This window comes from Shinella lacus (assembly GCF_010994755.1).
Lineage (GTDB): Bacteria > Pseudomonadota > Alphaproteobacteria > Rhizobiales > Rhizobiaceae > Shinella > Shinella lacus.
The window spans coordinates 207,505-233,493 of the sequence record NZ_WHSB02000005.1 but is presented as its reverse complement, the minus strand read 5'-3'; the positions used below and the strand labels follow the sequence as shown (position 1 = coordinate 233,493).

Genomic DNA, 25,989 nt, shown 5'->3' with positions numbered 1-25,989 from the left:
GGCCGCATGGTTTCTCGACGACTTTCCCGCCTTGAAGGCCACCGCCGGAAGTTTCTGGCGGTCATCGACGACACGCCGGAATGCCAGCGCGCCGTCCACTACGCGGGAAGCCGGGCGAAGAACTCCAATGGCGGCGTGGTCCTGCTCTATGTGATCGCCAACGGCGATTTCCAGCAATGGCTGGGGGTCGAGGAGATCATGCGGGCGGAAGCCCGCGAGGAAGCGGAATCCGTCCTCACCAAGGCGGCGCAGGCGCTGCGGGAATCGATCGGCATCGAGCCGGAAATGGTCATTCGCGAGGGTGTCGCGAGCGAAGCCATCAACGGGCTGATCGAGGAGGACCGCGACATCGCGATCCTCGTTCTCGCCGCCGGATCGGCCAAGGAAGGGCCGGGGCCGCTGGTTTCGTCGCTGGCAAGCCGCGGACAGGCCTTCCCGATCCCGGTAACGGTCATTCCGGACCAGCTTTCCGACGAGGAACTGGACGCTCTGAGCTGATCCTTTGGTCTTGAAGAAGGGCGGAGAAACGCCTATCTTCTTTTGAACCATTCTAAGTATTTTGGCCGACCGAAGTGCCTGGCCGCACGGAGAGAAAGATGTTCATCCAGACCGAAGCGACGCCGAACCCGTCGACCCTGAAGTTCCTGCCGGGCAAGGTGGTGCTGGAGAGCGGCACGGCCGAGTTCCGCGACGAGACGGAAGCGCGCGCCGCGTCGCCGCTCGCCGCCCGCCTGTTCGGCGTGCCGGGCGTCAAAGGCGTGTTCCTCGGCTACGATTTCATCACCGTCACCAAGGACGATGCCGACTGGCAGCACATGAAGCCGGCCATCCTCGGCAACATCATGGAACATTTCATGTCCGGCCAGCCGGTCGTGGCGAGCGGCGCGCTTGGCGCAAGCGATGATCCGGAAGAGGGCGAGTTCTTCGAGGCGGGCGACGAGACGATCGTCGCGACCATCAAGGAACTGCTCGACACCCGCGTGCGCCCGGCCGTGGCGCAGGATGGCGGCGACATCACCTTCAAGGGGTTCCGCGACGGTGTCGTCTACCTCAACATGAAGGGCGCCTGCTCGGGTTGCCCGTCCTCGACGGCGACGTTGAAGCACGGCGTGCAGAACCTTCTCCGCCATTTCGTACCGGAAGTGCAGGAAGTTGAAGCCGTCATGTAAGGCCTGCTCCGCGAACCCTGGATGCCCGGCATGATCGTTCTGGCGATCGATACGGCGGGCACCGGTTGTTACGCGGCGCTTTATCATTCCGATGAGAACAGGATCCTCGGCGCCGCCGGCGCCGATATCGGCCGCGGCCATGCTGAGCGGCTGATGGACTTCGTCGATGCGGCGCTGGACGCTGCCGGCATGACCTTGCAGGACATCGACCGGATCGCGGTCACCGTCGGCCCCGGCTCTTTCACCGGCATCCGCGTCGGCGTCGCTGCCGCGCGCGGCCTGGCGCTGGCGCTCGGCGTGCCCGCGGTCGGCGTCTCCACCCTTGTGGCGCTTGCCGCCGGCCGGGGGACGGGAACGCCCCTGCTGGTCGCGATGGATGCCAAGCGCGACGAGGTTTATTGGCAAGCCTTCGCTGCCGATGGTGCCGCGCTGTCGCCGCCGTCAATCGCCTCCGTGGAGGAAGCGCGTCACCTGGCCGCCGGCCATGACGGCGCGATTGCCGGCTCCGCCGCCGCCCTGCTGCGCGACGGCGTCGAGCAGGGGACGGACCTAGTGTCCATCGCCACCGTTGCGCGGCTCGGCGCCCGGCTGGACCCGGCGGAACATCTGCCGAAGCCACTGTACCTGCGCGGTCCCGATGCCAAGCCGCAGGCAGGTTTCGCGATCCGGAGGGCGTGAGCCATGGCGCTCACCGACTATTTCACCCGCAAGCCCGCCTTTGACATCTTTCCGCTGGAAACGGCCGATGCCGGCCTTGCCGCGGTGCTGCACCGCGCCCGATTTTCCCAGCCTTGGAACGATGGCGAATTCCATTCCCTGCTGTCGCAGGAGCCGGTCTTCGGCTTCCTGGCGCTGAAGGAAGGCGCGCTCGGCCGTGTGGCCGGCGGCTTCGTGCTGGTGCGCGCCACGGCCGGCGAGGCGGAAATCCTGACCATCGGCGTCGACCAGCGTTTCGAGCGCGCCGGCCTCGGCTGGCGGCTGATGCAGGCGGCGCTGCGCGAGGCGAAGATGCGCGGCGCGGAGGATATTTTCCTGGAAGTCGACGAGGGCAATGTCGCTGCCCGCGGGCTCTATGCCAAGCTCGGCTTCGCCAAGGTCGGCGAGCGCAAGGCCTATTATGCCGCGGCCGATGGCCGCCGGTCCACGGCGCTTGTCTTGCGGCGCGATCTTCGCTAGTTCCCGTACCGACGGCTGAACGAACAAGGGCGGGTCCGATGACGGAAGTCGAGAAATCGCTGGAAGAACTTTGTGTCGAGCGCGGCATGCGCATGACCGAGCAGCGCCGCGTCATCGCGCGCGTGCTGGAGGGCTCGGCCGACCATCCGGACGTGGAAGAGCTCTATCGCCGGTCGTCCGCGGTCGATGCGCGCATCTCCATCTCGACCGTCTACCGCACGGTCAAGCTGTTCGAGGATGCCGGCATCATCGAGCGGCATGATTTTCGCGACGGTCGCTCGCGCTACGAGACGGTTCCGGACGAACACCACGACCACCTGATCGACCTCAAGAACGGCCAGGTCATCGAGTTCCATTCGCCGGAAATCGAGGCCTTGCAGGAGCGCATCGCGCGCGAGCACGGTTTCCGCCTCGTCGACCACCGCCTGGAACTCTACGGCGTGCCGCTCAAGGAGGGCGAGTGACGCCCGCTTCCGATCGTGCGCCGGTGATCCTTTGATCACCTGGCTCCGCCTCGCCATCGCGCTCGTCACCCTCGTCGTGGTCACGCTGGTCCTGCTGCCGATCCAACTGGTCGGCCTGCGCTTCAACCTCAAGATCCGCCGCCGCATCCCGCGCCTATGGCATCGCGTCGCCTGCCGCGTGCTCGGCCTGAAGGTGCGCGTGCATGGTGTGATTGAGCCCAGCCGTCCGCTGCTGATCGCCGCAAACCACGCCTCGTGGAAGGACATCATGGTGCTCGGCTCGGTCGCCGACGTCGTCTACATTGCGAAGGCCGAGGTGCGCGACTGGCCGGTTTTCGGCATTCTCGCCCGCCTTCAGGCGACGATCTTTGTGGAGCGCGAGCAGCGCCAGAAAACCGGCGACCAGGTGAACGAGATCGCGCGGCGCATGACGGATGGCGAGATCGTCGTGCTCTTCCCTGAAGGCACGACCTCGGACGGCAATCGCCTGCTGGAGATCAAGACCTCGCTGTTCGGCGCCGCAGCTTCCGCCGTGCCCCATGCGCCCAATGGCGTCGTGCATATCCAGCCCGTCTCCATCGCCTATACCGGCGTGCACGGCATGGCGATGGGCCGCTTCCACCGGCCGCTCGCCGCCTGGCCGGGCGATATCGAACTCCTGCCGCATCTGCTCGGCGTGGCGCGGGAAGGCGCGGTGGATGTGGACGTCGATTTCGGCGAGCGCGTCGATTACACGCGGGCAAGCAACCGCAAGCAGGTCAGCCGCGAGGTCGAGGCGCGCATCCGCGCCATGCTGGGCGCGCGGCTGCGCGGCCGCTGAGCCAACGGGGCTTCATTTTCCGGGCTTTTTGCCCTATGGAAGCGGCCATGAGCGAACAAACCCTTTCCCCGCCTGTCATGAGCAACACCCGCAAGGTCTTCGTAAAGACCTACGGCTGTCAGATGAACGTCTATGACAGCGAGCGCATGACGGATGCACTCTCGAAGGACGGCTACCAGGCGACGGACGTGCTGGAAGAGGCGGACCTCGTCCTCCTCAACACCTGTCACATCCGCGAGAAGGCGGCGGAAAAGGTCTATTCCGAGCTCGGCCGCCTGCGCGACATGAAGAAGGCGCGCGCGAAGGACGGCCGCGAGATGGTGATCGGCGTTACCGGCTGCGTCGCCCAGGCCGAGGGCAAGGAAATCCTGCGCCGGGCGCCGGCCGTCGATCTCGTCATCGGCCCGCAGACCTATCACCGCCTGCCGGACGCGCTGCGCCGCGCCAAGGGCGGCGAGCGCGTCGTCGAGACGGACTATGCAATCGAGGACAAGTTCGAGCACCTGCCCCCGCCGGAAAAGGCCAGGACCCGCGCCCGCGGCGTTACCGCCTTCCTCACCGTGCAGGAAGGCTGCGACAAGTTCTGCACCTTCTGCGTCGTGCCCTATACGCGCGGCTCCGAAGTCTCCCGCCCCGTTTCGCAGATCGTCGCGGAAGCCGAACGCCTGGTGGATGGCGGCGTGCGCGAAATCACGCTGCTCGGCCAGAACGTCAATGCCTGGCACGGCCTCGGCCCGGACGGTGCCGAATGGGGGCTTGGCGACCTGCTCTATCGCCTCGCCGAGATCGAGGGTCTCGCCCGGCTACGCTATACGACCAGCCACCCGCGCGACATGGACGACCGCCTCGTCGAGGCACATCGCGATCTCCCCAAGCTGATGCCCTACCTGCATCTGCCGGTGCAGTCCGGCTCCGACCGCATCCTCAAGGCCATGAACCGCCGGCATACGGCGGCCGAATATATCGCCCTCATCGAACGCATCCGCGCCATCCAGCCGGAGCTTGCGATCTCGGGTGATTTCATCGTCGGCTTCCCCGGCGAGACCGACCAGGACTTCGAAGACACGATGCGCCTCATCGAGACGGTCGGTTATGCACAGGCATTTTCGTTCAAATATTCCATCCGCCCCGGCACGCCGGGCGCGGAGATGGACGGCCATGTCGCGGAGGACGTGAAGTCGGAACGTCTTGAAAGATTGCAGGCTTTGCTGTTTCGCCAGCAGCGCGACTTCGCCCGCGCCTGCATCGGCAAGGAGATCGACCTACTCCTGGAGAAGCCCGGACGCATGCCCGGACAGCTCGTCGGCCGGTCGCCCTGGCTGCAGCCTGTGAATGTTGATGCAAAAGCGTCGGAAATCGGTGACATTATCAGGGTACGAATCACGGATGCCGGCCCCAACAGCCTCTTCGCCGAAGCGATCGAGGTGACGGGCTTAACCGCAAGGAGCACGACCGCTTGAACGGACACGAACTGATGACGTCATCGCCGCGCCAGTCGAAGACCCAGACCGACGCCAATCACTTCGTGCTGACTTTCGAGAACAATCGATACGCAAGCGAGCTCTTCGGCCAGTTCGACCAGCATCTCAAGCTCATCGAGCAGCGCCTCGGCATCGATGCCCGCGCCCGCGGCAATTCCGTCTCGATTTCCGGCGACGTGGTGGCGACCAATCAGGCCCGCCGCGCGCTCGATTACCTCTACGGACGCCTGCAAAGCGGCGGCTCGATCGAGCTTTCCGACGTCGAGGGTGCCATCCGCATGGCGATTGCAGCCGACGACCAGCTTTCGCTGCCGACGATGGAGCGCAAGGCCAAGCTTACCATGGCGCAGATTTCCACCCGCAAGAAGACCATCGCCGCCCGCACGCCGATGCAGGATGCCTATATCCGCGCGCTGGAGCGCTCCGAGCTGGTCTTCGGCGTCGGCCCGGCCGGCACCGGCAAGACCTATCTCGCCGTGGCGCATGCCGCCCAGCTTCTGGAGCGCGGCGCCGTCGATCGCATCGTCCTCTCCCGTCCGGCCGTCGAAGCCGGCGAGCGCCTCGGCTTCCTGCCGGGCGACATGAAGGAGAAGGTCGATCCGTATCTGCGGCCGCTCTATGACGCGCTCTACGACATGATGCCGGGCGACAAGGTGGAGCGGGCGATCACCGCCGGCGTCATCGAAATCGCACCGCTCGCCTTCATGCGCGGCCGTACGCTCGCCAATGCAGCTGTCATCCTCGACGAGGCGCAGAACACGACCTCGATGCAGATGAAGATGTTTTTGACGCGTCTCGGCGAAAACGGCCGCATGATCGTCACCGGCGACCCGAGCCAGGTCGACCTGCCGCGTGGCGTCAAGTCCGGCCTCGTCGAAGCCCTGCAGATCCTCAAGGGCGTCGAGGGTGTCTCGGTTATCCGCTTCAAGGATGCCGACGTCGTGCGCCACCCGATGGTCGCCCGCATCGTCCGGGCCTACGAAGCCCAGACGGCCGTGCAGGACGAAAGCGAGCAGATGGACCGCTGAGGCGGTCCAAAAGTCCGATGAGCGAACTCGACATCCAGATTTCTATCGAAGAGGGCACATGGCCCTCTGAAGAGGTTTTGAGCGCGCTGAGCGAGCGGGTCCTCGGTACGGCGGCGAACTTTCTCGTGCGCGAGGAAAAGCAGCCATTCCCGAAGACGGGCGCGCCGGAAGTCTCGCTGGTCTTCACCAGCGACGCGGAAATCCGTAGCATCAATGCCGAATGGCGCAGCCAGGACAAGCCGACCAACGTGCTGTCCTTCCCTGCCTTCCCGCTGACGCCCGGCAAAATGCCGGGGCCGATGCTCGGTGACATCATCTTTGCGCAGGAGACGCTGAGCCGCGAAGCGGGCGAACTCGGCAAATCTTTCGACGATCATCTCACGCATCTCTTGGTGCATGGATTTCTGCATCTCTTCGGCTATGATCACATGGAAGACGACGAGGCGGAAAAAATGGAAGGGCTGGAGACTCGCATTCTTGCCGAGCTTGGCCTATCTGACCCATACGGGGATGGCCCCGATGAATAGTTTGGACCAATGAGCGACTTCAGAAACCAGTCGGTAGCGACGGAAAAGACCGAGGCGGACGCCTCAAGCGACGAGGCGGGCAGTAGTAGCAGCGCGCCGAAGCAGGAAAGCGGGGGCCGATCATCCTTCTGGTCCCGCGCCGCCCGGCTTTGGCGCATGACCGGCGCCTCCAGCCTGCGCAAGGACCTTGCAGCAGCCCTGATGACGGAGGACGAAGGAGGCGAACCCGCCTTCGCGCCCGAAGAACGGGCAATGCTGCACAACATTCTTCGTTTCCGCGAGGTGCGGGTCGAAGACGTCATGGTGCCGCGTGCCGATATCGAGGCCGTCGACCAGGACATCACGATCGCCGAGTTGATGGTGATCTTCGAGGATTCCGGCCGCTCGCGCATGCCGGTCTATAACGAAAGCCTCGACGATCCGCGCGGCATGGTCCATATCCGCGACCTTCTTGCCTATGTCACCAAACAGGCCCGCAACAAGCGCCGCACCGGCGTAAAGGCTGCCCCCGCCAATGGCGAAAAGCCGGCGCGTACACCGAAAGCGGAATTCGACCTCGGCCGCGTCGACCTGTCGAAGACGGTCGCCGAGGCAGGCATCATTCGCCAGGTCCTCTTCGTGCCGCCCTCCATGCTCGCCGCCGACCTGATGGCGCGCATGCAGGCCGACCGCACGCAGATGGCTCTCGTCATCGACGAATATGGCGGCACGGATGGTTTGGCTTCGCTGGAAGACATCGTCGAGATGGTCGTCGGCGATATCGAGGACGAACACGACGACGACGAGGCGATGATCCAGCGCGTCAGCGACGACGTGTTCATCGCCGATGCGCGTGTCGAGCTCGAAGAGCTTGCCGAAGTGATCGGCTCGGATTTCGACATCCGCGATCAACTGGAGGATGCCGATACGCTGGGCGGCCTGATCTTCGCTTCGCTCGGCCGCATTCCGGTGCGCGGCGAGGTGGTGCAGGCGGTGCCGGGCTTCGAATTCCACGTGCTCGATGCCGATCCGCGCCGCGTCAAGCGGGTGCGCGTCACGCGCAAGCGCGCCGGCTCGGTGCGCCGCCGTGAGCGCAAGCCGGAGGGTGAGGCCCCGGCCCTTGGCGCCGACCGGCCGAAGGTGCCGGAGCAACAAAACGATGGGGCGAATGCCGAATAGGCAGCCCCAATCCCGTCTTTTGAAATGACCCACGCCTTGCTCCGTCGTAAAACGGGACAAGGCGTTGATTTTTTGGAAGACTGGCGCCGGCTGATTCGGGGAAAAAAGGGGACGGCATGGAGCGGCTCGCGGGCACGGTCATGCTCCTGTCTGGGACGAGACGGGCGCTTGCGGCATTTCTTGCGGGCTTGATCGGGGTTCTGGCGCTGCCGCCTTTCGGCTTCTTCGCCGCCCTTTTCGTGTCCTTCACGCTTCTCGTCTGGCTGCTCGATGGCGCGACCGCGGCCCCCGGGGCAGGTTTTATCCGGCGTCTGGCGCCCGCTTTCCGCATCGGCTGGTTTTTCGGTTTCGGCTATTTCGTCGGCGGCCTGTGGTGGCTCGGCAATGCGCTGCTTGTCGAGGCGGACGATTTCGCCTGGGCGCTGCCGCTCGCCGTCTTCGGCCTGCCGGCCTTCCTTGCGCTCTATTACGGTTTCGCCGCCGCACTCGCCCGCCTGTTCTGGTCGGACGGCATGGGGCGCATCGCGGCACTCGCCTTCGCTTTCGGCATCGGCGAGTGGCTGCGCGGCACGCTTTTCACCGGCTTTCCCTGGAACGCCGTGGGTTACGGCGCCATGCCCGTGCCGCTCCTCATGCAGTCCGCCGGTCTTCTGGGCATTGCCGGCATCAATGCCCTCGCGGTCTTCGTCTTCGCAGCACCTGCACTTCTCGGCACGCGGCGCGGCCGCGGCGTTGGGCTGACGCTCGCCGCGCTGCTTTTCGCCGCCCATGTCGGCTACGGCTACTACGCCCTTAATGTGGTGCCCACGCCGGAGAACGAGACGACCGTCATCCGCCTCGTCCAGCCGGTGATCGACCAGGCGATGAAGCTCGACGATTCCGCGCGCGCGCAGATCTTCGAGCGCCACCTGTCGCTGAGTGCCGCCGCACCCGAAGAGGGTGGCAAGCGGCCCGACATCGTCGTCTGGCCGGAAACCTCGATCCCCTTCATCCTGACGGACAATCCGGATGCGCTGGTGCGCATCGCCGAGGTGCTGGAGGACGACCAGGTGCTGATCGCCGGCGCGGTGCGCACGGAAAGTGCGGGCACCGGCAAGGCGCCGCGCTACTACAATTCCATCTACACGATCGACGGCAAGGGCCAGATCATCGGCGCGGCCGACAAGGTGCATTTGGTGCCCTTCGGCGAATACATGCCGTTTGCCGATTTCTTCGAAGGCCTCGGCGTGAGCGCGGTCGCCATGCCGGGCGGTTTCTCCGCAGCCCGCGAGCACCCGCTGCTGACGGCGCTCGGCAAGGGTTTTTATCCGCTGATCTGCTACGAGGCGATCTTCCCCTCCGAGATCAACGGCTCGGCCGATACGGCCGCCGCCCTGCTCAACGTCACCAATGACGGCTGGTTCGGCAACTCGCCGGGCCCCTACCAGCACTTTCACCAGGCGCGTCTTCGCGCCGTCGAGCGGGGGCTGCCACTGATTCGCGCCGCCAATAACGGAATTTCGGCCATCGTCGATGCCAAGGGGCAGGTCCTTTCGGGCATGGCGCATGATGTGCCGGGCTTTGTGGATGCAACTCTTCCGGGCAGATTCGCCTCCAGTGATAGGGCAAAGTGGCAGAACTGGTCGTTTCTGGTTGTAGTGGCTATTCTCTTTGCGGCGGCGAGCATTTCTCGCATTGGTTTTAGAAACAGGGTGAATTGACCCAAAACCCCTAAAATAGCATAGTGCACGGCGCCGGCCGTTTTCATGTATTGTGCCGCCCTTCAGGGGTTGCGCATACAACGTGACGTTAAGTCTTCGTTAAGGCTGCCGGCTGGGTGGGGCCATTTCCGGGGCGTTAGGACAAACAGTGATGATTGAAAATAAGAAGAAGCCGAATCCGATCGATATTCACGTCGGTAGCCGGATTAGGCTTCGCAGAACCATGCTCGGAATGAGCCAGGAAAAGCTGGGCGAAAGCCTCGGCATCACCTTCCAGCAGATCCAGAAATACGAAAAGGGCACGAACCGCGTCGGCGCCAGCCGCCTGCAGAACATTTCCAGCATTCTCAATGTGCCGGTGGCGTTCTTCTTCGAGGACGCGCCGGGCGACCACGCGGACACGCAGGTCGGCTTCGCCGAAGCATCGAGCTCCAACTACGTGGTCGACTTCCTGTCGTCCTCCGAGGGCCTGCAGCTCAACCGGGCTTTCGTCAAGATCGGCGATCCCAAGGTGCGCCGCAAGCTTGTCGATCTGGTCAAGGCACTCGCCGCCGAAGCTGAGATCGAATAATCGGTTTCCCCTGGCAGTGAATGAAAGAGCGGTCCTTCGGGGCCGCTTTTTGTGCGTAGGGAGCATCATATTTTCGGCGTATCCCGGGCAGAATAGCGCCTGAAAGTTCAGGACATAAACATATTCTTATGTCCTTCTGTGCTTGTTTTTCCCCTACGAACTGAATAACAACGTCGAAGTCCATTTTCTTTGAGGGGAATTCCCGCATGCGCAGCAGCTATCTGTTCACCAGCGAGTCCGTCGCCGAGGGGCATCCGGACAAGGTGTGCGACCGTATCTCCGACGAAATCGTCGATCTGGTCTACCGCGAAGCCGTGAAGTCGAAGGTCGATCCGTGGTCTGTCCGCATTGCCTGTGAGACGCTTGCGACGACCAACCGCGTGGTGATCGCCGGTGAAGTGCGCCTGCCGCCGAGCCTGCTCAAGAAGGACAAGGACGGCAACGACGTCATCAACCCCTCGAAGTTCAAGTCGGCCGCCCGCAAGGCGATCCGCGACATCGGCTACGAGCAGGACGGCTTCCACTGGAAGACGGCGAAGATCGACGTGCTGCTGCACTCGCAGTCCGCCGATATCGCCCAGGGCGTCGACAACGCTTCCGACAAGCAGGGCGACGAGGGCGCCGGCGACCAGGGCATCATGTTCGGTTACGCCTGCCGCGAAACGTCGGAACTCATGCCGGCGCCGCTCTATTATTCGCACCGCATCCTCCAGCTGCTTGCCACCGCCCGCAAGAAGGGCGAGGGCGATGCCGGCAAGCTCGGCCCGGACGCCAAGAGCCAGGTGACCGTGCGCTACGTCGACGGCAAGCCGGCCGACGTCGCCTCGATCGTTCTGTCCACCCAGCATCTCGATGAAAGCTGGGATTCGAAGAAGGTCCGCGAAGTCGTCGAGCCCTATATCCGCGAAGCGCTGCACGACCTGAAGATCGCCGACGATTGCGTCTGGTACATCAACCCGACGGGCAAGTTCGTCATCGGCGGCCCGGATGGCGACGCCGGCCTAACCGGCCGCAAGATCATCGTCGACACCTACGGCGGCGCAGCACCTCATGGCGGCGGCGCCTTCTCCGGCAAGGACACGACCAAGGTCGACCGTTCGGCCGCCTATGCCGCGCGTTATCTCGCCAAGAACGTCGTTGCCGCCGGCCTCGCCGACCGTTGCACGATCCAGCTCTCCTACGCCATCGGCGTCGCCCAGCCGCTCTCGGTCTATGTCGACCTGCACGGCACGGGCAAGGTCAGCGAAGACGCCGTCGAGGACGCGATCCGCAAGGTCATGGATCTCTCGCCGTCGGGTATCCGCCGTCATCTCGACCTCAACAAGCCGATCTATGCCCGCACCTCCGCCTATGGCCATTTCGGCCGCAAGGCCGGCCGCGACGGTTCCTTCTCCTGGGAGCGCCTCGACCTCGTCAAGGCCCTCAAGGACGCGCTGAAGCACTGAGGCGACCATGAGCGATGCAGAGCGCCCCAGCCGTGCGAGCGAAGCCTTCTTCGGTCGCCGCAAGGGCAAACCGTTGCGGGAGCGGCAGGCGCAGCATCTCGAAACAGTGCTGCCGGAGCTGAAGGTCGATCTGTCGACCCCGGCCCCGGCGGATATCACGGCGCTTTACGATTTCAAGCCGACCCGCATGCGCCTCGAAATCGGCTTCGGCGGCGGCGAGCACCTCATCCATCGCGCGCAGGAACAGCCGGAGACCGGCTTCATTGGCGTCGAGCCCTTCGTCAATTCCATGGCGAAGCTGATCGGCCGCGTCGAGGACACGGGCGCGAAGAACATCCGGCTCTATGATGACGATGCGACGGTGCTTCTGGATTGGCTGCCGACGGCGTCGGTCGACCAGATCGACCTGCTCTATCCGGACCCGTGGCCGAAGAAGAAACATTGGAAGCGGCGCTTCGTGTCCAGGGTCAATCTGGACCGCTTTGCCCGGGTGCTGAAGCCCGGCGGGCTCTTCTGCTTCGCGTCCGACATCGACACCTATGTCAACTGGACGCTGATGCATTGCGGGGCGCATCCCGCTTTCGTGTGGACCGCCGAAAACGCGGTCGACTGGCTGACGCCGTTTGCCGGCTGGCCGGGCACGCGCTATGAGGCGAAAGCCAAGCGCGAGGGCCGAGGGTCGGCCTATCTCACCTTCCGTCGGTCCTGACGGAAGGTTTCAATCCGGTATCAGTGCAGGCTGACGGTGCGCAGGTCGTCCTCGGCCGCCTTGTAGAAGGTGCTCGAACGGTTGTCGGTCAAGAGGATCGGCGTGCCGTCGGCGCCGAACAGCGCCCAGAGGTCGAGGCTCGGATCGATTTCCGGGGCTTCCGGGAAGACGCGCGACACTTCGTCCGCCTTCATCTTGCGGATATAGCCGACCTCACCTGCGCCGAGATGCGCAAGGTCTGCCTTCGAAACACTGGGGGTTATAGTCTTCAGTCCCATCTTTGCCTCCATGGCAATACCGGCACTTGCCGGCCACCGGACGCCCACGGCCACAATGGCCCATCGGTGCGTCAGGCGATCAGGTTACGCTCGAGACGGTCCGGCGGGTGTTCCCGCGGGAACGGCTCATGATCTAGTCTGATACGGAAATGTTAATTTTCTTTACCATTCGGATCGGCTCCGGCCGCACGAGATCGACCGAGAGCAGGCCGTTCTTCAGCTCGGCGCCCGAAACGCGCATGCCGTCGGCAAGCACGAAGGTGCGCTGGAACTGGCGGGCCGCGATGCCACGGTAAAGATAATCCCGCTCGCCGCTGTCGACCTGGCGGCCGCGGATGACGAGCTGGTTTTCCTCCGTCGTCACGTCGAGTTCTTCATCCGAAAAACCCGCGACGGCGAGCGTGATGCGCAGAAGCTCCGGCGCGCCCGTATCACCGTTCGGCCGCAGCCGTTCGATATTGTAGGGGGGATAGCCATCGTTGCCCTTGGCGATACGCTCAAGGGTCTTTTCCATGGCGTCGAAACCCAGGAGCAGCGGGCTCGTGAAAGGGGTCATGCGTGACATCGTCTAGTCCTTGGCTTCAAGCGACCGTGAGGGGACCCGACCTCGGCATCCCTTCGGGTGCAATATGGTGATTGCGGCGCGGGGGCGCAAGACGCTTGCGATCGGCGATTTCGCAAATATAGTCGCCGCTTCGCCTGCCGAATGTCGGCGGGAAAAAGGAAGAGACAAGGGACGCAAGCGGCATGTCTGAGCCACGCAAAATCATCATCGACACCGATCCCGGCCAGGACGACGCCGCCGCGATCATGCTGGCGCTCGGCAGCCCCGAACTTGAGATCCTCGGCATCACGACCGTCGCCGGCAACGTGCCGCTTTCGCGGACCTCCACCAATGCCCGCATCATCCTGGAATTCTGCTCCCGCCCCGACATCAAGGTCTTCGCAGGCGCCGACAAGCCGATCGCCCGCCCGCTCGTCACCGCCGAGCATGTGCACGGCAAGACCGGCCTCGACGGCCCCGAGCTGCACGAGCCGCAAATGCCGCTGCAGGAGCAGCATGCCGTCGATTTCCTCATCGAGACGCTGAAGCGCGAGCCCGCCGGCACCGTCACGCTCTGCACACTCGGGCCGCTCACCAACATCGCCACCGCGCTTGAGCGCGCGCCGGAGATTGCCGGCCGCGTGCGCGAACTCGTCATGATGGGCGGCGGCTTCTTCGAGGGCGGCAACATCACGCCGGCCGCCGAGTTCAACATCTATGTCGACCCGGAGGCCGCCGCCGCGGTCTTCAAGTCCGGCATCCCGATCGTCATGATGCCGCTCGACGTGACCCACAAGGTGCTGACGCTGAAAAGCCGGGTCGCCAAGCTGCGCGCCATCGGCAGCCGTCCGGCGATCGCGCTGGTCGAGATGCTTGATTTCTTCGAGCGCTTCGACATCGAGAAATACGGCTCCGACGGCGGCCCGCTGCATGATCCGACGGTCGTCGCCTATCTCCTGAAGCCGGAACTCTTCTCCGGCCGCGACTGCAATGTCGAGGTCGAGGTGGCCTCGCCGCTCACCGTCGGCATGACCGTCGTCGACTGGTGGCAGGTCACCGGCCGCAAGCACAATGCCCGGGTCATGAAGGACATCGACGCCGACGGCTTCTTCGCGCTCCTCACCGAGCGCGTCGGCCGCCTCTGATGCCCGGCCCCCGCAATGCGGCGCCGGGTGCCGAGGGCCGCTTCCACAAGGAGATGATGGGCCTCTACGACCGTTTCTCCGCGCTCGGCTTCCGCCCGGTGCTGCTGCGCCGCTTCGTGCTGCTCAATGGCGGCGTGGCGGCGGCGAGGGAACTGGTCTTCAAGCCCGGCACGACCGGCCTCGAACGCCTGCTCGACTCCGGTAAGGCGGAGCTCTCCATGGAGGCGCTGATGCTGCGGCCGGAATACCAGGCCCTCTTTTCCGAGCTGGAACTGAAGGAGGCGACGCAGCGCCTGGCAAGCGACAGCCGCTCGCGCTCCCGCGGGCGATTACAGGCGCAGCCGACCGAGCGGCAATAATGCTCACAACGAAAAAGGCCGGCGTCTCCGCCGGCCTTTTTATTTGCTGTTATAAGCCTCAGAACTCTTGCCAGTCGTCCTGTGCAAGCGCCGTGTTGCCGGCGACCTGCGGCATGGCGCGGGTCGTCGTGCGCGGAGCCTGGTAGGCGGCGCGCTGCGGCTGGACGTCGCGTCGCACCGACTGCTGCACGGGCTGGCTGGCGGCCATGCCGCCATTGCCGGCGCGGAAGCGGGCGACGAGCGACTTCAGCATCTGGGCCTCGTCGTTCAGCGCCATGCTGGCGGCGGTGGTTTCTTCCACCATCGCAGCGTTCTGCTGGGTCACTTGGTCCATCTGGTTGACGGCCGCGTTGATCTCCTTGAGGCCGACGGCCTGTTCGGAAGCCGATCCGGAAATCTGGCGGATGAGGCCGTTGATCTGGATGACCTGGTCGGCGATGTTTTCGAGCGCCCCACCGGCCTTGCCGACGAGATCGACACCCTCGCGGACCTGCACCTCGGAGGTGTTGATCAGCGTCTTGATCTCCTTGGCGGCATTGGCCGAGCGCTGGGCGAGCTCGCGCACTTCCTGGGCGACGACGGCAAAGCCCTTGCCGGCTTCACCGGCACGCGCCGCTTCCACGCCGGCGTTGAGCGCCAAGAGGTTGGTCTGGAAGGCGATGTCGTCGATCACGCCGATGATGTTGGAAATCTCGGTCGAGGACTTTTCGATGCCACGCATGGCGTCGATCGCCTTCTGCACCACTTCGCCGGACTTGCTGGCGTCATTGCTCGCCGTCTCCACCGACTTGGCGGCGACGCGCGCGTTTTCAGCGCTCGAATTGACCTGCGAGGTGAGCTGGTCGAGTGCCGCCGCGGTCTCTTCCAGGCTTGCCGCCTGCTGCTCGGTGCGGTGCGAGAGATCGGCCGCGCCCTTGGAAATTTCACCGGTGCCGCCGCCGATATTGCCGACCGAGGCGTTGACCGTCTGGATCGTCTCTTCGAGGCTGGCGATTGCCGAATTGAAGTCGGTCTTGAGCTTGCCGTACTCGCCGGGGAAATCGCCGGAGAGGCGGAAGTTCAGGTTGCCCGAGGAGAGCTGGGCGAGGCCATCGGCGAGGCGGCCGACGATATCGCGCTGGAGGGCGCTCGATTCCGCGCGCTCGGCTTCCGAACGGCCACGCTCGGCTTCCGTGAGCTGGCGCTGGCTGTTGGCTTCCGCTTCCAGGCGCTTGGTATCGGCGAGCTGGTGGCGGAACCCTTCGAGCGCCTTGGCGACGGAGCCCGTTTCGTCCGAACGGTCCTGGCCGGCGATCGGCTGGGTGTAGACGCCATTGCTCAGCGTCGCGACGTCCGAGACGAGGCCGGCGAGCGGCTTCTGCACGAAGATGCGCACGGCGAAATAAAGGCCGAGCAGCACGGCGCCGAGAACGATCAGGCCGCCGAGGATCATCATATAGGTCTGGTCGTTGACCGGTGCGTTGATCGCCGCGCGCGGCACGTCGAGCAGCACGAGCCAGGTCGTGTTGATGTCGGGAAGCGCGAACGGGTAGACTAGGCGGTCGAAGGAAGCGAGTTCATCGAAAGAGAGGTTTTCGATGCGGCCGGCCTTACCAGTGGCGAGCGCCTCCTTGACGATGTCGGCGCCCTGACCGTCATAGGGCTTCATGAGGAGATCGGCATTGGGCGCGACGATCCAGTTGCCGGTCTGCGACAGCAGCATGACTCGGCCGGTGCCGAAGGGGTTCATCTTGCTGAGCTTTTCATAGAGCGTCTTCAGCGAGACATCGACACCCGTGACGCCGATGAACTTGCCGCCGGAAACGACCGGGTAGGCGATCGACGCCATCGTGAAGTTTTCACCCGTCGTGGTTTCGGCATAAGGCGAGCTCATGGCGCCCTTGCCGCTCTTGGCGGCCAGCGAGTACCACTCGGCCTTGTAGTCGGACTCGAAGGTCGACAGCAAAATCGAGCCGTCCTGGCGTTTCGTCCAGTAGGGATTGAACGTACCGTCCTTGAACGTGCCGGTTTCCAGCTGCGCGGGCGTCTCCTCCGACTTGCCGTCGAAGGCGTTCGGCTCTTCCGCAAACCAGCTGCCGAGCGCAAAACTGTTCTTTTCGGTGTTCGCCTTGAGGATGTTGACGACTTCCTTGCGGTCCATCAGGCCGGAGGAATGGCCCTGCTCGATTACGCCGCCCATGGCGCGGGCAGCACCTGCCAGCGCGCCGATATCGGCGGCGATGTCGGCGGCGATCGCCTTGGCCTGGGTGTCGGCTTCGGAATAGACGAGATCGGCCACACGGCTCTGGGTCTCGCTGATGAGCACGGTGTTGGAGGCAAGCATCACCAGGGCGATCGTGCCGCCGGTGACGGCGATAAGCTTGGTCGCGAGCGACTTGGCCTTGAAATTGAACATGAAATCCTCACGAGCAGAAACGTCCGCGGCGCGGGCAGCCGCGAAGGAGCACATTCGAAAGCGGGGTGGTCTCCATCATGGAGGGCGGGGCGCGCGACCAGCGCCAGAGACGGAACGCGCCTTTCGAGGCACGCTGTCTAAGACTTCAGTAACCCATAAAATATTAATAAAGAGCCAAATTTCCCGGCAACAAATCGGCCCAACCGGCTGAATTTTCAGGCGTCACAAGGATGCGACGCCTGCTGTGCCAATTGCGAAATCTTGGGGCCTAGATTTCTGCGTCGACGGCGCTTGCAAAGGGAATGGAGGGCTGGGCGCCGGGCTTCAGGCAGGCGAGCGAGCCGGCGACGGCCGCGCGGCGCAGCGCGTCCTTGAAGGCGAGGCCGGCATCGAGCGAGGCGGCAAGATAGCCGCAGAACGTGTCGCCCGCACCCACCGTGTCGACCGGCTCGATGGCCAGGCCCTTGGCGCGGTGGATCTCCCCCTTGCGGATGGCGACGACGCCATCGGCCCCGAGGGTGACGATGATCGTCTGGCCGCTCTGGGCGTGCAGCGCGCGCATCGTCGCCTCGCGTTCCTCGTCCGAAAGCTCGCCCTTGCCGATGAAGAGGTCGAACTCCGTCTCGTTGGCCACGAGAATATCCGCGATCGCGCCGAGGCGCTTGGCGTCGCCGGTAAAGGGCGCGGTGTTGATGATCGAGGTCACGCCCTTCTGCTTGGCACCCACAAGGGCCGCTTCGATGGCGCTTGCGGGGATTTCGAACTGGAGCATCAGGTAGTCGCCGCGCGACATCGCGCCGATCGTTCGCTTGGCGTCCTCGCCGGTCACCGTGCCGTTGGCGCCGGGCACGACCACGATGACGTTCTCGCCATCGGCGGCAACGAGGATATGCGCGGTGCCGGTTGCTTCCGCCGCGACGCGCACGCCGTTCTGGTCGACGGCGGCATCGGCCAGAAGGGCGAGCGCCTGGCTCGCCAGCCGGTCATCGCCGACCGCACCCGCCATGCGCACGATGGCGCCAGCGCGGCGCGCGGCAAGCGCCTGGTTGGCGCCCTTGCCGCCGGCAGCCGTGGTGAAGCTCGTGCCCATCACCGTTTCGCCGGGCTTCGGCAGGCGGTCTGGCGTGGCGATGAGGTCCATGTTGATGGAGCCGAAGACGGTGATCATGAGAAGTGCCCCTTGTCGTTTCCGCCGGACACTGCCCGAGGCGGTCAGTCCTCGTCAACTACCCTCAGGCGCAGTTGGCCCGTCCGGCTCTCCACAGTCTTCTCCGCCGGCGGGGAAACGCCCGAAACCGCCTCGAATTCCATGTCACCGATGCGTGCGCCGCGCCGCGCGAGCTTTTCCGTCGAGGTGAGGATGAGGTCGACATCCTTCTGCGCCGACGTGAAATGGCCATGCAGCTTGCGCACCCGGTCGTCGAGCCGCGTGAGGTCGTCCATCAGGCGCACGACCTCGCCCTGGATGACATGGGCTTGCTCGCGCATGCGCTGGTCCTTCAGCAATGCCTGGAGCACCTGCACGGAAAGCATCAGCAGCGATGGCGAGACGATGACGATGCGCGCGCGGTGCGCCCGCTGCACGACGCCCTCGAAATTCTCGTGGATGCTGGCAAAGATCGATTCCGACGGCACGAAGAGGAAGGCGGTGTCCTGCGTTTCGCCGGGCAGCAGGTATTTTTCGGCGATATCGCGGATATGGGTCTCCATGTCGCGGCGGAACTGCTGGGCGGCGACCTTGGCGGCCTCCGGCGGGCGCCCGTCCGCCATGGCGTTCCAGGCTTCCAGCGGGAATTTCGCATCGATCACGAGCGGCGGCTGGCCGTTCGGCATGCGGATCGTGCAGTCCGGGCGCACGCCATTGGAAAGCTGCGCCTGGAACTGGTAGGCGCCGTGCGGCATGGCATCCGCGACGATCGTCTCCATGCGCGACTGGCCGAAGGCGCCGCGCGTCTGCTTGTTGGAGAGGATCGCCTGCAGGCCGACGACATCCTTTGCGAGCGACTGGATGTTGGTCTGCGCCGTGTCGATGACCGCGAGGCGCTCCTGCAGGCGCCGCAGGTTTTCATGCGTCGAGCGCGTCTGTTCGGAAATCGACTGGCCGAGGCGTTGGGTAAGGCCGTCCAGGCGGGAATTGATCGCCTGGTTGGTTTCGGATTGTTTGCTGCCGAAGACTTCTGCCATCGCGGCGACGCGGCCCTGCATCTCCGTCTGGGCCTTCATGAGTTCGGCAAAGCGCAGCTCCGCCATCACCGCCGCTTCCCGCTGGCGCGCCTGGCTGCGGCGGGCCGAGATCAGGCCGAAGACGGCGAGAAGAACCGCTGCCAGCAGCACGAGCGCCGGCCCGGTGCCGCCGAGCCGGGCAAGGAAGGAGGTCAGCATCGTGTCAAAGGCGGGATCGATCATGGCCGGACCATAACACGCTTTCCGGCGAAAACCAGATCATACCGTGAACAAATTGGCGGCTTCGCGCGCGTATAGGCGGGCAAATCCGATTGAAAGCGCAAAAAAACCGCGCTAAGGAGGCGCATGACCATCAAGCCGCTGATTATCCTCCCCGATCCGATCCTCCGCCAGGTCTCGAAGCCTATCGAGACCGTGGACAGCGAGGTGAAGAAGCTCGCCGACGACATGCTGGAAACCATGTACGATGCGCCGGGCATCGGCCTTGCCGCGATCCAGATCGGCGTCGCGCGCCGCATGCTCGTGCTGGACGTGTCGAAGGACGGCGAGGACAAGGCGCCGCTCGTCTTCATCAATCCGGAGGTCGTGGCCTCCTCCGATACGCGCTCGGTCTACGAGGAAGGCTGCCTGTCGATCCCGGATTATTATGCCGAGGTCGAGCGTCCGGCGGCGATCACGGTGAAGCATCTGGACCGCGACGGCAAGGAACAGCTTACCGAGGCCGACGGCCTGCTTGCCACCTGCCTGCAACATGAGATCGACCACCTGAATGGCGTGCTGTTCATTGACCACATTTCCAAGCTGAAGCGCGAGATCGTGATCCGCAAGTTCACCAAGGCGGCAAAGCTGCGCGGCAGCAAGGCGATCTGACCGGGCATCACGGTCCGGTCCGCACCATTTCACACGGAGGCTGACCGATGGCCCTACGCATCATTTTCATGGGCACGCCGGATTTCTCCGTCGCCACGCTTGAGGCGCTGGCTGGGGCCGGCCACGAAATTGTCGCCGTCTATTCGCAGCCGCCGCGCCCGGCCGGCCGCCGCGGCCTGGAGCTGGTAAAGTCTCCCGTCCATCAGGCCGCCGAACGGCTCGGCATTCCCGTCTTCACGCCGGTCAATTTTCGCGACGAGGCCGATCGCGCGGCTTTTCGCGCGCTGAATGCGGATGTCGCGGTCGTCGTCGCCTATGGGCTGCTGCTGCCGGAGGCGATCCTCGCCGGCACGCGGCTCGGCTGCTACAACGGCCATGCCTCGCTTTTGCCGCGCTGGCGTGGGGCAGCCCCCATCCAGCGCGCGATCATGGCGGGCGATGCCGAGACCGGCATGATGGTCATGAAGATGGACAAGGGCCTCGACACCGGCCCCGTCGCGCTGACGGCCCGCGTCGCGATCGGCGAAACCATGACCGCCGGCGAACTGCACGATGCGCTGATGCAGGCGGGCGGCGCGCTGATGGCGGAGGCCATGGCGAAGCTGGAGGCCGGCGACCTGCCGCTGACGGCGCAGGCGCAGGAGGGCGTGCTCTACGCCGCCAAGATCGACAAGGCGGAGACGCGCATCGATTTTTCGCGCGCCGCGCGCGACGTGCACAACCATATCCGCGGCCTCTCGCCGTTTCCCGGCGCCTGGTTCGAGCTGCCGGTCGCCGGCAAGCCGGAGCGCGTGAAGGTTCTGGCGAGCGAGCGGGCGGACGAAACCTCCACCAAGGCCGCCGGCACGGTGCTCGACGACCGGCTGACGGTTGCCTGCGGCGATGGTGGCGCGGTGCGGCTCGTGCGCTTGCAGAAGGCCGGCGGCAAGCCGCTGGACGCGGCGGATTTCCTGCGCGGCACGCCGGTCCCACCCGGTCAGGTCATCGCCTGATGCCGCGCTACCGGCTTCTGGTCGAATATGATGGCACGCCTTATGTCGGCTGGCAGCGGCAGGACAACGGCCACTCCGTGCAGGGCGCCATCGAGGCGGCGATCCTGTCGCTGACGGGCGAGACCGTCTCGATCCGCGGCGCGGGGCGCACGGATTCCGGCGTGCATGCCATGGGGCAGGTCGCCCATGCGGACCTCTCGCGCTCGTGGAAGGAGCACACGCTGCGCAATGCGCTGAACGCCCATCTCGGCATGGCGCGCGAACGCGTCGCGATCCTCGATGCGGCGGAGGTGCCGGAGGATTTCGACGCCCGTTTCTCGGCAAAAAGGCGGCACTATCTCTACCGCATCATTTCGCGTAAGGCGCCGCTGGCGCTGGAGGCGAACCGGGCCTGGTTCGTCGCGAAGGACCTCGATCACGAGGCGATGCACGCGGCGGGGCAGGTGCTGGTCGGCAAACATGATTTCACCACCTTCCGCGCCGCCCAGTGCCAGGCGAACAGCCCGATCCGCACCATCGACCGGTTGGAGGTGACGCGCAGCGGCGATCTGATCGAGATGCGCGTTGCGGCGCAGAGTTTCCTGCACAACCAGATCCGCTCCTTCGCCGGCACGCTGAAGCTCGCGGGCGAGGGCAAGTGGACGGTGGACGATGTGCGCACCGCCCTCGAAGCGCGCGACCGCAAGGCCTGCGGCCCCGTGGCGCCGCCGGACGGGCTCTATTTCATGGCCGTGGACTACTAAGCCGGCAGCGTGCCCAGAATGCGTTGCAACTCCTGCCCGGCGATCATCGGCGGCAGCACGAAGATCGCCGTGATCGCGGCCGCGAGCAGCGTCTGCTTGCCGACGCACATCCAGACCAGGCGGAATTGCAGCACGACACTTGCGCCGAACACCGCATAGAGCAGCAGGCCGGCAAAGGGCGCGCTTTCGGGCAGCAGGAGCGTCATCGCGAAGGGGACGGCGGCGGCGTAGGCGAAGGGGACGGCGATCCAGTTGCTGGCCGTCACCACCACGCCGAGCTGTTTGCCATAGCCGAGCGGGCGGGCGCCAGCGGCGAGCAGCGCCAGCGGCAGCAGCCAGCCCGCAAGGTCGATCACCAACAGCTTGACGAAGAAGGCGACGCCCGCCGGCGTTCCCGCCGGCATGCTGCCGAGATAATAGAGCCGCCAGGAGGCCCAGATGACGGCGAAGGCGGGCAGGCACCAGACGATGGCCCAGAAGGAGCGCGTAAGCCCGCGCAGTGTCAGGTCCAGCCAGCCGAAACCGTCCTGCTTCTGTCGCACAAGCAGGAAGACACCGGTCAGGTAGTGCAGGACCTCGTCAAGCCCGGGCATCGCCGAACCAGCGTTCGATGAAGGTCTGATAGATCACGGTCAGCGTTTCGAGGTCGGCGACGGCCACCCGCTCGTCCACCATGTGCATGGTCTGGCCGACAAGGCCGAATTCCACCACCGGGCAGTAATCCTTGATATAGCGCGCATCGGACGTGCCGCCGGTCGTCGAGAGTTTTGGCGCGCGGCCGGTGACGGCCTCGATGGCGCCGGACATGGAGGCGATCAGCTGGTTGTTGCGCGTCAGGAAGACGTGGCTCGGCCGCTCGGCCCATTTGACGTCGTAGCGTACGGGTTCACGACCAGGGCGCAACGTCTCGTCGCGCGCGGCGGCGTCGAGCCGGCGCACGATCTCCTCCATTACGGTGTCCGCCGTCCAGGTATCGTTGAAGCGGATGTTGAAGGCGGCACTCGCCTGCGACGGGACGACGTTGGTGGCACGGTTGCCCACATCGATCGTCGTCACTTCGAGGTTCGACGGCTGGAAGCTTTCGGTGCCGGCGTCGAAGGGCGGATGCATGAGTGCGCCGGTGAGCGCGATCACGCCGCGCACGGCATTGTCGGCGAGATGCGGATAGGCGGCGTGGCCCTGCACGCCATGCACGATGATCGTGCCGGAGACGGAACCGCGGCGGCCAATCTTGATCATGTCGCCGAGCTGGTCCGGATTGGTCGGCTCGCCGACGAGGCAGGCATCCCAGCGTTCGCCGCGTTCCGCCGCCCATTGCAGCAGCTTGATCGTGCCGTTGACGGCCGGGCCTTCCTCGTCGCCGGTGATGAGGAAGGAGATGGAGCCCTTCGGCGGGCCGTTCTTCGCGATCTGGCGCGCGACGGCCGCCACGAAGCAGGCAATGCCCCCCTTCATGTCGACGGCACCGCGGCCGAACATCTCGCCATTGGCGATATCGGCGCCGAACGGGTCATGCGTCCAGGCGGCGGCATCGCCGACGGGCACGACATCCGTATGGCCGGCAAACATCAGGTGCGGGCCTTCCGTGCCGATGCGGGCGTAGAGGTTCTCGATATCCGGCATGTCGGGCTCGCGCGCCGTCATGCGCTCCACGGTGAAGCCGAGCGGCGCCAGCATGGCGGCAAGCGCCGTCAGCGCGCCGCCTTCGGCGGGCGTCACGGAGGGGCAGCGGATGAGCGTGGCGAGATTGGCGATCGGATCGGCAGAGGTCATGGGCATGCGGTCACAACGCGAGAGGGGGAGACGTGGGTTTGAGGTTTAGCCGATCGCCCGGGGCCTGTCACGAGCCGCAGTCAGTCCTTCGGCCGGTTGGGCTGGTCGCCATATTCGTTCGGCCCGTTCGTGCCCGGCCAGACCAGGAAGGCGATGAGCGCGAAGAAGGAGATGGCGGGGATGAACAGGCAGATGATCAGCGGCACCGGCAGGTTCATGTCGTGCAGCCGCTTGACCGTCAGCAGGACGGAGGAAACGGTGGAGACGATCGCCGTGCCGATGAAGACGAAGGACCAGAGGAGGAAGGACGGGTCCTCCTTCGGCACGATGATGATGCGGGCGAGCGAAGCCGAAAGCAGCATGAGCCAGAAGGCCCAGCCGAGCGCGAAGGGCGCCCGGCTCACCCGGCCGGACCAGCCGAAGAAGAGCCAGGCGAGGCTCGGCCTCTGCTCCTCGACGGCTGCCATGGCTCAGTCCCTCAGAAGTTCGTTGATGCCGGTCTTCGAGCGGGTCTGCGCATCGACGCGCTTGACGATGACGGCGCAGTAGAGGCCGGGGGCCGGCAGGCCGTTCGGCATGGTCTTGTCCGACGGCATGGAGCCGGCGACGACGACGGAATAGGGCGGCACTTCGCCGTAGGTCACTTCGCCCGTCGCGCGGTCGACGATCTTGGTCGACTTGCCGATGAAGACGCCCATGCCGAGCACGGAGCCCTCGCGCACGATGCAGCCTTCGACGACTTCCGAGCGGGCACCGATGAAGCAATTGTCCTCGATGATCGTGGGACCCGCCTGCATCGGCTCCAGCACGCCGCCGATGCCGACGCCGCCGGACAGGTGCACATGCTTGCCGATCTGCGCGCAGGAGCCGACCGTCGCCCAAGTATCGACCATCGTGCCCTCGCCGACATAGGCGCCGAGGTTGACGAAGGAGGGCATCAGGATGGCGTTCGGCGCGATATAGGCCGAGCGGCGCACGACGCAGTTCGGCACGGCACGGAAGCCGGCCTTCTCGAATTCGTTGACGCTCCAGCCGTCGAACTTGGAGGGCACCTTGTCCCACCAGGAGGATTCGCCCGGGCCGCCCTTGACGATTTCCATCGGGTTGAGGCGGAAGGAGAGCAGCACGGCCTTCTTGAGCCACTGGTTGACCGTCCAGTTGCCGTCCTCGCCGCGCTCGGCGACGCGCACCTTGCCGGTGTCGAGCAGGTTCAGCGCGGTCTCCACCGCATCGCGGATTTCGCCGCGCGTGCCGGTGGAAATGCCGTCCCGTTCCTCGAAGGCGCGGTCGATGGTTGCGGAAAGGGCGGACAGGTTGGACGTGCTCATCGGAATTCCTTAAACTTCGACGCTTATTTTCGATGGTCGGGATGCCGGAAGGTTGATTTCATCAATCTAAAAAATGCTCTAGAGCAAGTGCCGGGAAAGATGAAGCCCCTTTCCGGCAGATACTGTCGCACGGGCGAAATGGTAATCCCGTAGGACGGAAAAGCAGGAAAGTGACATGGCAAAACTGAAGAAGAAGAACCTGCGCCGCAAGGACGGCGTCTGGGATCCGTTGGCCGACAGCGCGCAGGACAAGCACCGCGCCTCCGTCGTGCCGCAGACGCCGCAATCGGCAAACCCCGCTTACCGCCTGGCCTATGTCGACGACGATTTCCTCTGCCGGGAAGAGCTGCGCCCCGTGCGCCTCCAGCTGGAATTGCTGAAGGTCGAGATGATGCTCGCCGAGCGCGGCATCAAGTCGACCGTCGTGATGTTCGGCGGCGCGCGCATTCCGGCCCCCGGCCAGGATGCCTGGGCGGCCCGCAACGAGATCCAGCGCGCCAATCTCGAAGCCGCCTCGGTCTATTATGAGGAAGCGCGGAAATTCGCCCGCATGTGTTCCGAGCGCTCGGCCGAGCTGGACTACAAGGAATATGTCGTCGTCACCGGCGGCGGGCCGGGCGTCATGGAGGCGGGCAATCGCGGCGCGGCCGATGTCGGCGCACCCTCGATCGGCCTCAACATCGTGCTGCCGCACGAGCAGGCGCCGAATCCCTATGTGACGCCGGAGCTCAGCTTCAACTTCCACTATTTCGCGATCCGCAAGATGCATTTCCTGCTACGCGCCAAGGCGGTCACGGTGTTTCCGGGCGGCTTCGGCACGCTCGACGAGCTGTTCGAGACGGTGACGCTGATGCAGACAGGGCGCATGGCGCTGGTGCCGCTCATCCTGTTCGGCAAGGAATTCTGGCACAAGATCATCGATTTCGACGCGCTCGCTGCCTTCGGCACGATCGCGCCTGGTGATGTAGAGCTGATGCAGTTCGTCGAGACGGCCGACGAGGCCTGGAACATCATCGTGGATTTCTACGAGAAGCTGGAAGCCGAGAACGTTGCCGTCGCTGCCGCGCACAGCTGAGACAGACGAACCGGCCTTGGTCGGACTGCCACCTCTCCTCCGTCATGCTCGGGCT

Annotated in this window: 29 protein-coding genes; 20 read left to right on the top strand and 9 right to left on the bottom strand. The window is 65.0% G+C overall.

Annotation, left to right across the window (positions count from 1 at the left end; genetic code table 11):
* Positions 1–6 precede the first annotated feature (6 nt).
* The 14 genes from GB927_RS15555 to trmB all read left to right on the top strand — a co-directional run bounded on the left by GB927_RS15555 (position 7) and on the right by trmB (position 12,248).
* The gene (locus GB927_RS15555; RefSeq protein ID WP_256118076.1) at positions 7–498 is read left to right on the top strand and encodes a universal stress protein; all 492 of its coding nucleotides are present in this window, start codon (positions 7–9) and stop codon (positions 496–498) included.
* A 98-nt stretch (positions 499–596) separates the two neighbouring features.
* Positions 597–1,169 (top strand): NifU family protein, encoded by a 573-nt coding sequence (locus tag GB927_RS15550; RefSeq protein ID WP_256118075.1) that lies wholly within the window; start codon positions 597–599, stop codon positions 1,167–1,169.
* 30 nt (positions 1,170–1,199) lie between these two features.
* Positions 1,200–1,847, top strand: coding sequence for a tRNA (adenosine(37)-N6)-threonylcarbamoyltransferase complex dimerization subunit type 1 TsaB (gene tsaB, locus GB927_RS15545; protein WP_256118073.1), 648 nt, complete (start codon positions 1,200–1,202; stop codon positions 1,845–1,847).
* Positions 1,848–1,850: 3 nt separating this feature from the next.
* The gene (locus GB927_RS15540) at positions 1,851–2,345 is read left to right on the top strand and encodes a GNAT family N-acetyltransferase (RefSeq protein WP_256118071.1); all 495 of its coding nucleotides are present in this window, start codon (positions 1,851–1,853) and stop codon (positions 2,343–2,345) included.
* Between the two features lie 38 nt (positions 2,346–2,383).
* Positions 2,384–2,809: a Fur family transcriptional regulator gene (locus GB927_RS15535; protein WP_256118069.1), complete on the top strand. Its 426-nt coding sequence runs from the start codon at positions 2,384–2,386 to the stop codon at positions 2,807–2,809.
* 31 nt (positions 2,810–2,840) lie between these two features.
* Entirely contained in the window at positions 2,841–3,629 is a 789-nt protein-coding gene (gene olsA / locus GB927_RS15530) for a lyso-ornithine lipid O-acyltransferase (RefSeq protein WP_256118067.1), read from the top strand.
* A 47-nt stretch (positions 3,630–3,676) separates the two neighbouring features.
* Entirely contained in the window at positions 3,677–5,089 is a 1,413-nt protein-coding gene (gene miaB / locus GB927_RS15525) for a tRNA (N6-isopentenyl adenosine(37)-C2)-methylthiotransferase MiaB (RefSeq protein WP_256118065.1), read from the top strand.
* On the top strand, positions 5,086–6,138 hold the full coding sequence (locus GB927_RS15520) for a PhoH family protein (RefSeq protein ID WP_256118064.1): 1,053 nt from the start codon (positions 5,086–5,088) through the stop codon (positions 6,136–6,138). The genes miaB and GB927_RS15520 overlap by 4 nt, the downstream gene beginning before the upstream one ends.
* 17 nt (positions 6,139–6,155) lie before the next feature.
* Positions 6,156–6,665 (top strand): rRNA maturation RNase YbeY, encoded by a 510-nt coding sequence (ybeY, locus tag GB927_RS15515; protein ID WP_256118063.1) that lies wholly within the window; start codon positions 6,156–6,158, stop codon positions 6,663–6,665.
* Between the two features lie 9 nt (positions 6,666–6,674).
* Positions 6,675–7,823, top strand: a complete 1,149-nt coding sequence (locus GB927_RS15510; RefSeq protein ID WP_256118061.1) for a hemolysin family protein — start codon at positions 6,675–6,677, stop codon at positions 7,821–7,823.
* A 116-nt stretch (positions 7,824–7,939) separates the two neighbouring features.
* Complete coding sequence (gene lnt, locus GB927_RS15505) at positions 7,940–9,523, top strand: apolipoprotein N-acyltransferase (RefSeq protein WP_256118059.1); 1,584 nt, start codon at positions 7,940–7,942, stop codon at positions 9,521–9,523.
* A 151-nt stretch (positions 9,524–9,674) separates the two neighbouring features.
* Positions 9,675–10,094 carry a helix-turn-helix domain-containing protein gene (locus tag GB927_RS15500; RefSeq protein WP_256118058.1) on the top strand — a complete coding sequence of 140 codons (420 nt, stop codon included), beginning with the start codon at positions 9,675–9,677 and terminating at the stop codon, positions 10,092–10,094.
* Between the two features lie 206 nt (positions 10,095–10,300).
* The gene (gene metK, locus GB927_RS15495; protein ID WP_256118056.1) at positions 10,301–11,539 is read left to right on the top strand and encodes a methionine adenosyltransferase; all 1,239 of its coding nucleotides are present in this window, start codon (positions 10,301–10,303) and stop codon (positions 11,537–11,539) included.
* A 7-nt stretch (positions 11,540–11,546) separates the two neighbouring features.
* A complete protein-coding gene (gene trmB, locus GB927_RS15490; protein WP_256118055.1) occupies positions 11,547–12,248 on the top strand; it encodes a tRNA (guanosine(46)-N7)-methyltransferase TrmB in 702 nt (233 codons plus the stop codon).
* Positions 12,249–12,268: 20 nt separating this feature from the next.
* On the opposite strand, the gene GB927_RS15485 is transcribed toward trmB, so the two are convergent.
* Together GB927_RS15485 and GB927_RS15480 are read right to left on the bottom strand one after the other, a co-directional pair.
* On the bottom strand, positions 12,269–12,526 hold the full coding sequence (locus GB927_RS15485; protein WP_256118054.1) for a BQ00720 family protein: 258 nt from the start codon (positions 12,524–12,526) through the stop codon (positions 12,269–12,271).
* 133 nt (positions 12,527–12,659) lie between these two features.
* Positions 12,660–13,091, bottom strand: coding sequence for an Hsp20 family protein (locus tag GB927_RS15480; protein WP_256118053.1), 432 nt, complete (start codon positions 13,089–13,091; stop codon positions 12,660–12,662).
* Positions 13,092–13,273: 182 nt separating this feature from the next.
* Between GB927_RS15480 and GB927_RS15475 the strand changes: the two genes are divergently transcribed.
* Positions 13,274–14,215, top strand: a complete 942-nt coding sequence (locus tag GB927_RS15475) for a nucleoside hydrolase (RefSeq protein WP_256118052.1) — start codon at positions 13,274–13,276, stop codon at positions 14,213–14,215.
* Positions 14,215–14,574, top strand: a complete 360-nt coding sequence (locus GB927_RS15470) for a hypothetical protein (protein WP_256118051.1) — start codon at positions 14,215–14,217, stop codon at positions 14,572–14,574. The genes GB927_RS15475 and GB927_RS15470 overlap by 1 nt, the downstream gene beginning before the upstream one ends.
* Before the next feature lie 58 nt (positions 14,575–14,632).
* Here GB927_RS15470 and GB927_RS15465 read toward each other — a convergent pair whose 3' ends face one another.
* From GB927_RS15465 to GB927_RS15455, 3 genes are all read right to left on the bottom strand, one after another.
* A complete protein-coding gene (locus tag GB927_RS15465) occupies positions 14,633–16,969 on the bottom strand; it encodes a methyl-accepting chemotaxis protein (protein WP_256118050.1) in 2,337 nt (778 codons plus the stop codon).
* A gap of 268 nt (positions 16,970–17,237) precedes the next feature.
* Positions 17,238–18,137: a ribokinase gene (locus GB927_RS15460; protein WP_256118049.1), complete on the bottom strand. Its 900-nt coding sequence runs from the start codon at positions 18,135–18,137 to the stop codon at positions 17,238–17,240.
* 44 nt (positions 18,138–18,181) lie between these two features.
* Positions 18,182–19,375, bottom strand: coding sequence for a DNA recombination protein RmuC (locus GB927_RS15455; protein WP_439655497.1), 1,194 nt, complete (start codon positions 19,373–19,375; stop codon positions 18,182–18,184).
* A gap of 123 nt (positions 19,376–19,498) precedes the next feature.
* Between GB927_RS15455 and def the strand changes: the two genes are divergently transcribed.
* The 3 genes from def to truA are packed head-to-tail and all read left to right on the top strand — an operon-like array spanning position 19,499 to position 21,758.
* Positions 19,499–20,023, top strand: coding sequence for a peptide deformylase (gene def, locus GB927_RS15450; RefSeq protein WP_256118048.1), 525 nt, complete (start codon positions 19,499–19,501; stop codon positions 20,021–20,023).
* Between the two features lie 47 nt (positions 20,024–20,070).
* Positions 20,071–21,015 carry a methionyl-tRNA formyltransferase gene (gene fmt, locus GB927_RS15445; protein ID WP_256118047.1) on the top strand — a complete coding sequence of 315 codons (945 nt, stop codon included), beginning with the start codon at positions 20,071–20,073 and terminating at the stop codon, positions 21,013–21,015.
* Positions 21,015–21,758 carry a tRNA pseudouridine(38-40) synthase TruA gene (gene truA / locus GB927_RS15440; protein WP_256118046.1) on the top strand — a complete coding sequence of 248 codons (744 nt, stop codon included), beginning with the start codon at positions 21,015–21,017 and terminating at the stop codon, positions 21,756–21,758. The genes fmt and truA overlap by 1 nt, the downstream gene beginning before the upstream one ends.
* Here truA and GB927_RS15435 read toward each other — a convergent pair.
* From GB927_RS15435 to dapD, 4 genes are all read right to left on the bottom strand, one after another.
* Positions 21,755–22,351 carry a hypothetical protein gene (locus GB927_RS15435; protein ID WP_256118045.1) on the bottom strand — a complete coding sequence of 199 codons (597 nt, stop codon included), beginning with the start codon at positions 22,349–22,351 and terminating at the stop codon, positions 21,755–21,757. The two genes, truA and GB927_RS15435, sit on opposite strands and share 4 nt — an antisense overlap.
* Positions 22,338–23,531 carry a succinyl-diaminopimelate desuccinylase gene (gene dapE, locus GB927_RS15430; RefSeq protein WP_256118354.1) on the bottom strand — a complete coding sequence of 398 codons (1,194 nt, stop codon included), beginning with the start codon at positions 23,529–23,531 and terminating at the stop codon, positions 22,338–22,340. Before dapE ends, GB927_RS15435 begins: the two co-directional genes overlap by 14 nt.
* 80 nt (positions 23,532–23,611) lie before the next feature.
* Positions 23,612–23,998, bottom strand: a complete 387-nt coding sequence (locus GB927_RS15425) for a DUF805 domain-containing protein (protein ID WP_256118043.1) — start codon at positions 23,996–23,998, stop codon at positions 23,612–23,614.
* Positions 23,999–24,001: 3 nt separating this feature from the next.
* On the bottom strand, positions 24,002–24,859 hold the full coding sequence (dapD, locus tag GB927_RS15420) for a 2,3,4,5-tetrahydropyridine-2,6-dicarboxylate N-succinyltransferase (protein ID WP_256118041.1): 858 nt from the start codon (positions 24,857–24,859) through the stop codon (positions 24,002–24,004).
* 175 nt (positions 24,860–25,034) lie between these two features.
* Between dapD and GB927_RS15415 the strand changes: the two genes are divergently transcribed.
* Positions 25,035–25,934, top strand: coding sequence for an LOG family protein (locus GB927_RS15415; protein WP_256118040.1), 900 nt, complete (start codon positions 25,035–25,037; stop codon positions 25,932–25,934).
* Positions 25,935–25,989 lie beyond the last annotated feature (55 nt).

What these genes read in the sequence shown, in the direction of transcription:
- GB927_RS15485 (WP_256118054.1), bottom strand. Translation starts at nt 12,526, where the DNA reads ATGGGACTGAAGACTATAACCCCCAGTGTTTCGAAGGCAGACCTTGCG.
- GB927_RS15435 (WP_256118045.1), bottom strand. Translation starts at nt 22,351, where the DNA reads ATGCCCGGGCTTGACGAGGTCCTGCACTACCTGACCGGTGTCTTCCTG.
- GB927_RS15455 (WP_439655497.1), bottom strand. Translation starts at nt 19,375, where the DNA reads ATGATCGATCCCGCCTTTGACACGATGCTGACCTCCTTCCTTGCCCGG.
- GB927_RS15535 (WP_256118069.1), top strand. Translation starts at nt 2,384, where the DNA reads ATGACGGAAGTCGAGAAATCGCTGGAAGAACTTTGTGTCGAGCGCGGC.
- miaB (WP_256118065.1), top strand. Translation starts at nt 3,677, where the DNA reads ATGAGCGAACAAACCCTTTCCCCGCCTGTCATGAGCAACACCCGCAAG.
- GB927_RS15500 (WP_256118058.1), top strand. Translation starts at nt 9,675, where the DNA reads ATGATTGAAAATAAGAAGAAGCCGAATCCGATCGATATTCACGTCGGT.
- trmB (WP_256118055.1), top strand. Translation starts at nt 11,547, where the DNA reads ATGAGCGATGCAGAGCGCCCCAGCCGTGCGAGCGAAGCCTTCTTCGGT.
- GB927_RS15475 (WP_256118052.1), top strand. Translation starts at nt 13,274, where the DNA reads ATGTCTGAGCCACGCAAAATCATCATCGACACCGATCCCGGCCAGGAC.
- GB927_RS15470 (WP_256118051.1), top strand. Translation starts at nt 14,215, where the DNA reads ATGCCCGGCCCCCGCAATGCGGCGCCGGGTGCCGAGGGCCGCTTCCAC.
- ybeY (WP_256118063.1), top strand. Translation starts at nt 6,156, where the DNA reads ATGAGCGAACTCGACATCCAGATTTCTATCGAAGAGGGCACATGGCCC.
- GB927_RS15415 (WP_256118040.1), top strand. Translation starts at nt 25,035, where the DNA reads ATGGCAAAACTGAAGAAGAAGAACCTGCGCCGCAAGGACGGCGTCTGG.
- def (WP_256118048.1), top strand. Translation starts at nt 19,499, where the DNA reads ATGACCATCAAGCCGCTGATTATCCTCCCCGATCCGATCCTCCGCCAG.
- GB927_RS15555 (WP_256118076.1), top strand. Translation starts at nt 7, where the DNA reads ATGGTTTCTCGACGACTTTCCCGCCTTGAAGGCCACCGCCGGAAGTTT.
- truA (WP_256118046.1), top strand. Translation starts at nt 21,015, where the DNA reads ATGCCGCGCTACCGGCTTCTGGTCGAATATGATGGCACGCCTTATGTC.
- GB927_RS15540 (WP_256118071.1), top strand. Translation starts at nt 1,851, where the DNA reads ATGGCGCTCACCGACTATTTCACCCGCAAGCCCGCCTTTGACATCTTT.
- GB927_RS15480 (WP_256118053.1), bottom strand. Translation starts at nt 13,091, where the DNA reads ATGTCACGCATGACCCCTTTCACGAGCCCGCTGCTCCTGGGTTTCGAC.
- tsaB (WP_256118073.1), top strand. Translation starts at nt 1,200, where the DNA reads ATGATCGTTCTGGCGATCGATACGGCGGGCACCGGTTGTTACGCGGCG.
- metK (WP_256118056.1), top strand. Translation starts at nt 10,301, where the DNA reads ATGCGCAGCAGCTATCTGTTCACCAGCGAGTCCGTCGCCGAGGGGCAT.
- dapD (WP_256118041.1), bottom strand. Translation starts at nt 24,859, where the DNA reads ATGAGCACGTCCAACCTGTCCGCCCTTTCCGCAACCATCGACCGCGCC.
- lnt (WP_256118059.1), top strand. Translation starts at nt 7,940, where the DNA reads ATGGAGCGGCTCGCGGGCACGGTCATGCTCCTGTCTGGGACGAGACGG.
- GB927_RS15510 (WP_256118061.1), top strand. Translation starts at nt 6,675, where the DNA reads ATGAGCGACTTCAGAAACCAGTCGGTAGCGACGGAAAAGACCGAGGCG.
- fmt (WP_256118047.1), top strand. Translation starts at nt 20,071, where the DNA reads ATGGCCCTACGCATCATTTTCATGGGCACGCCGGATTTCTCCGTCGCC.
- GB927_RS15460 (WP_256118049.1), bottom strand. Translation starts at nt 18,137, where the DNA reads ATGATCACCGTCTTCGGCTCCATCAACATGGACCTCATCGCCACGCCA.
- GB927_RS15425 (WP_256118043.1), bottom strand. Translation starts at nt 23,998, where the DNA reads ATGGCAGCCGTCGAGGAGCAGAGGCCGAGCCTCGCCTGGCTCTTCTTC.
- GB927_RS15465 (WP_256118050.1), bottom strand. Translation starts at nt 16,969, where the DNA reads ATGTTCAATTTCAAGGCCAAGTCGCTCGCGACCAAGCTTATCGCCGTC.
- GB927_RS15550 (WP_256118075.1), top strand. Translation starts at nt 597, where the DNA reads ATGTTCATCCAGACCGAAGCGACGCCGAACCCGTCGACCCTGAAGTTC.
- dapE (WP_256118354.1), bottom strand. Translation starts at nt 23,531, where the DNA reads ATGACCTCTGCCGATCCGATCGCCAATCTCGCCACGCTCATCCGCTGC.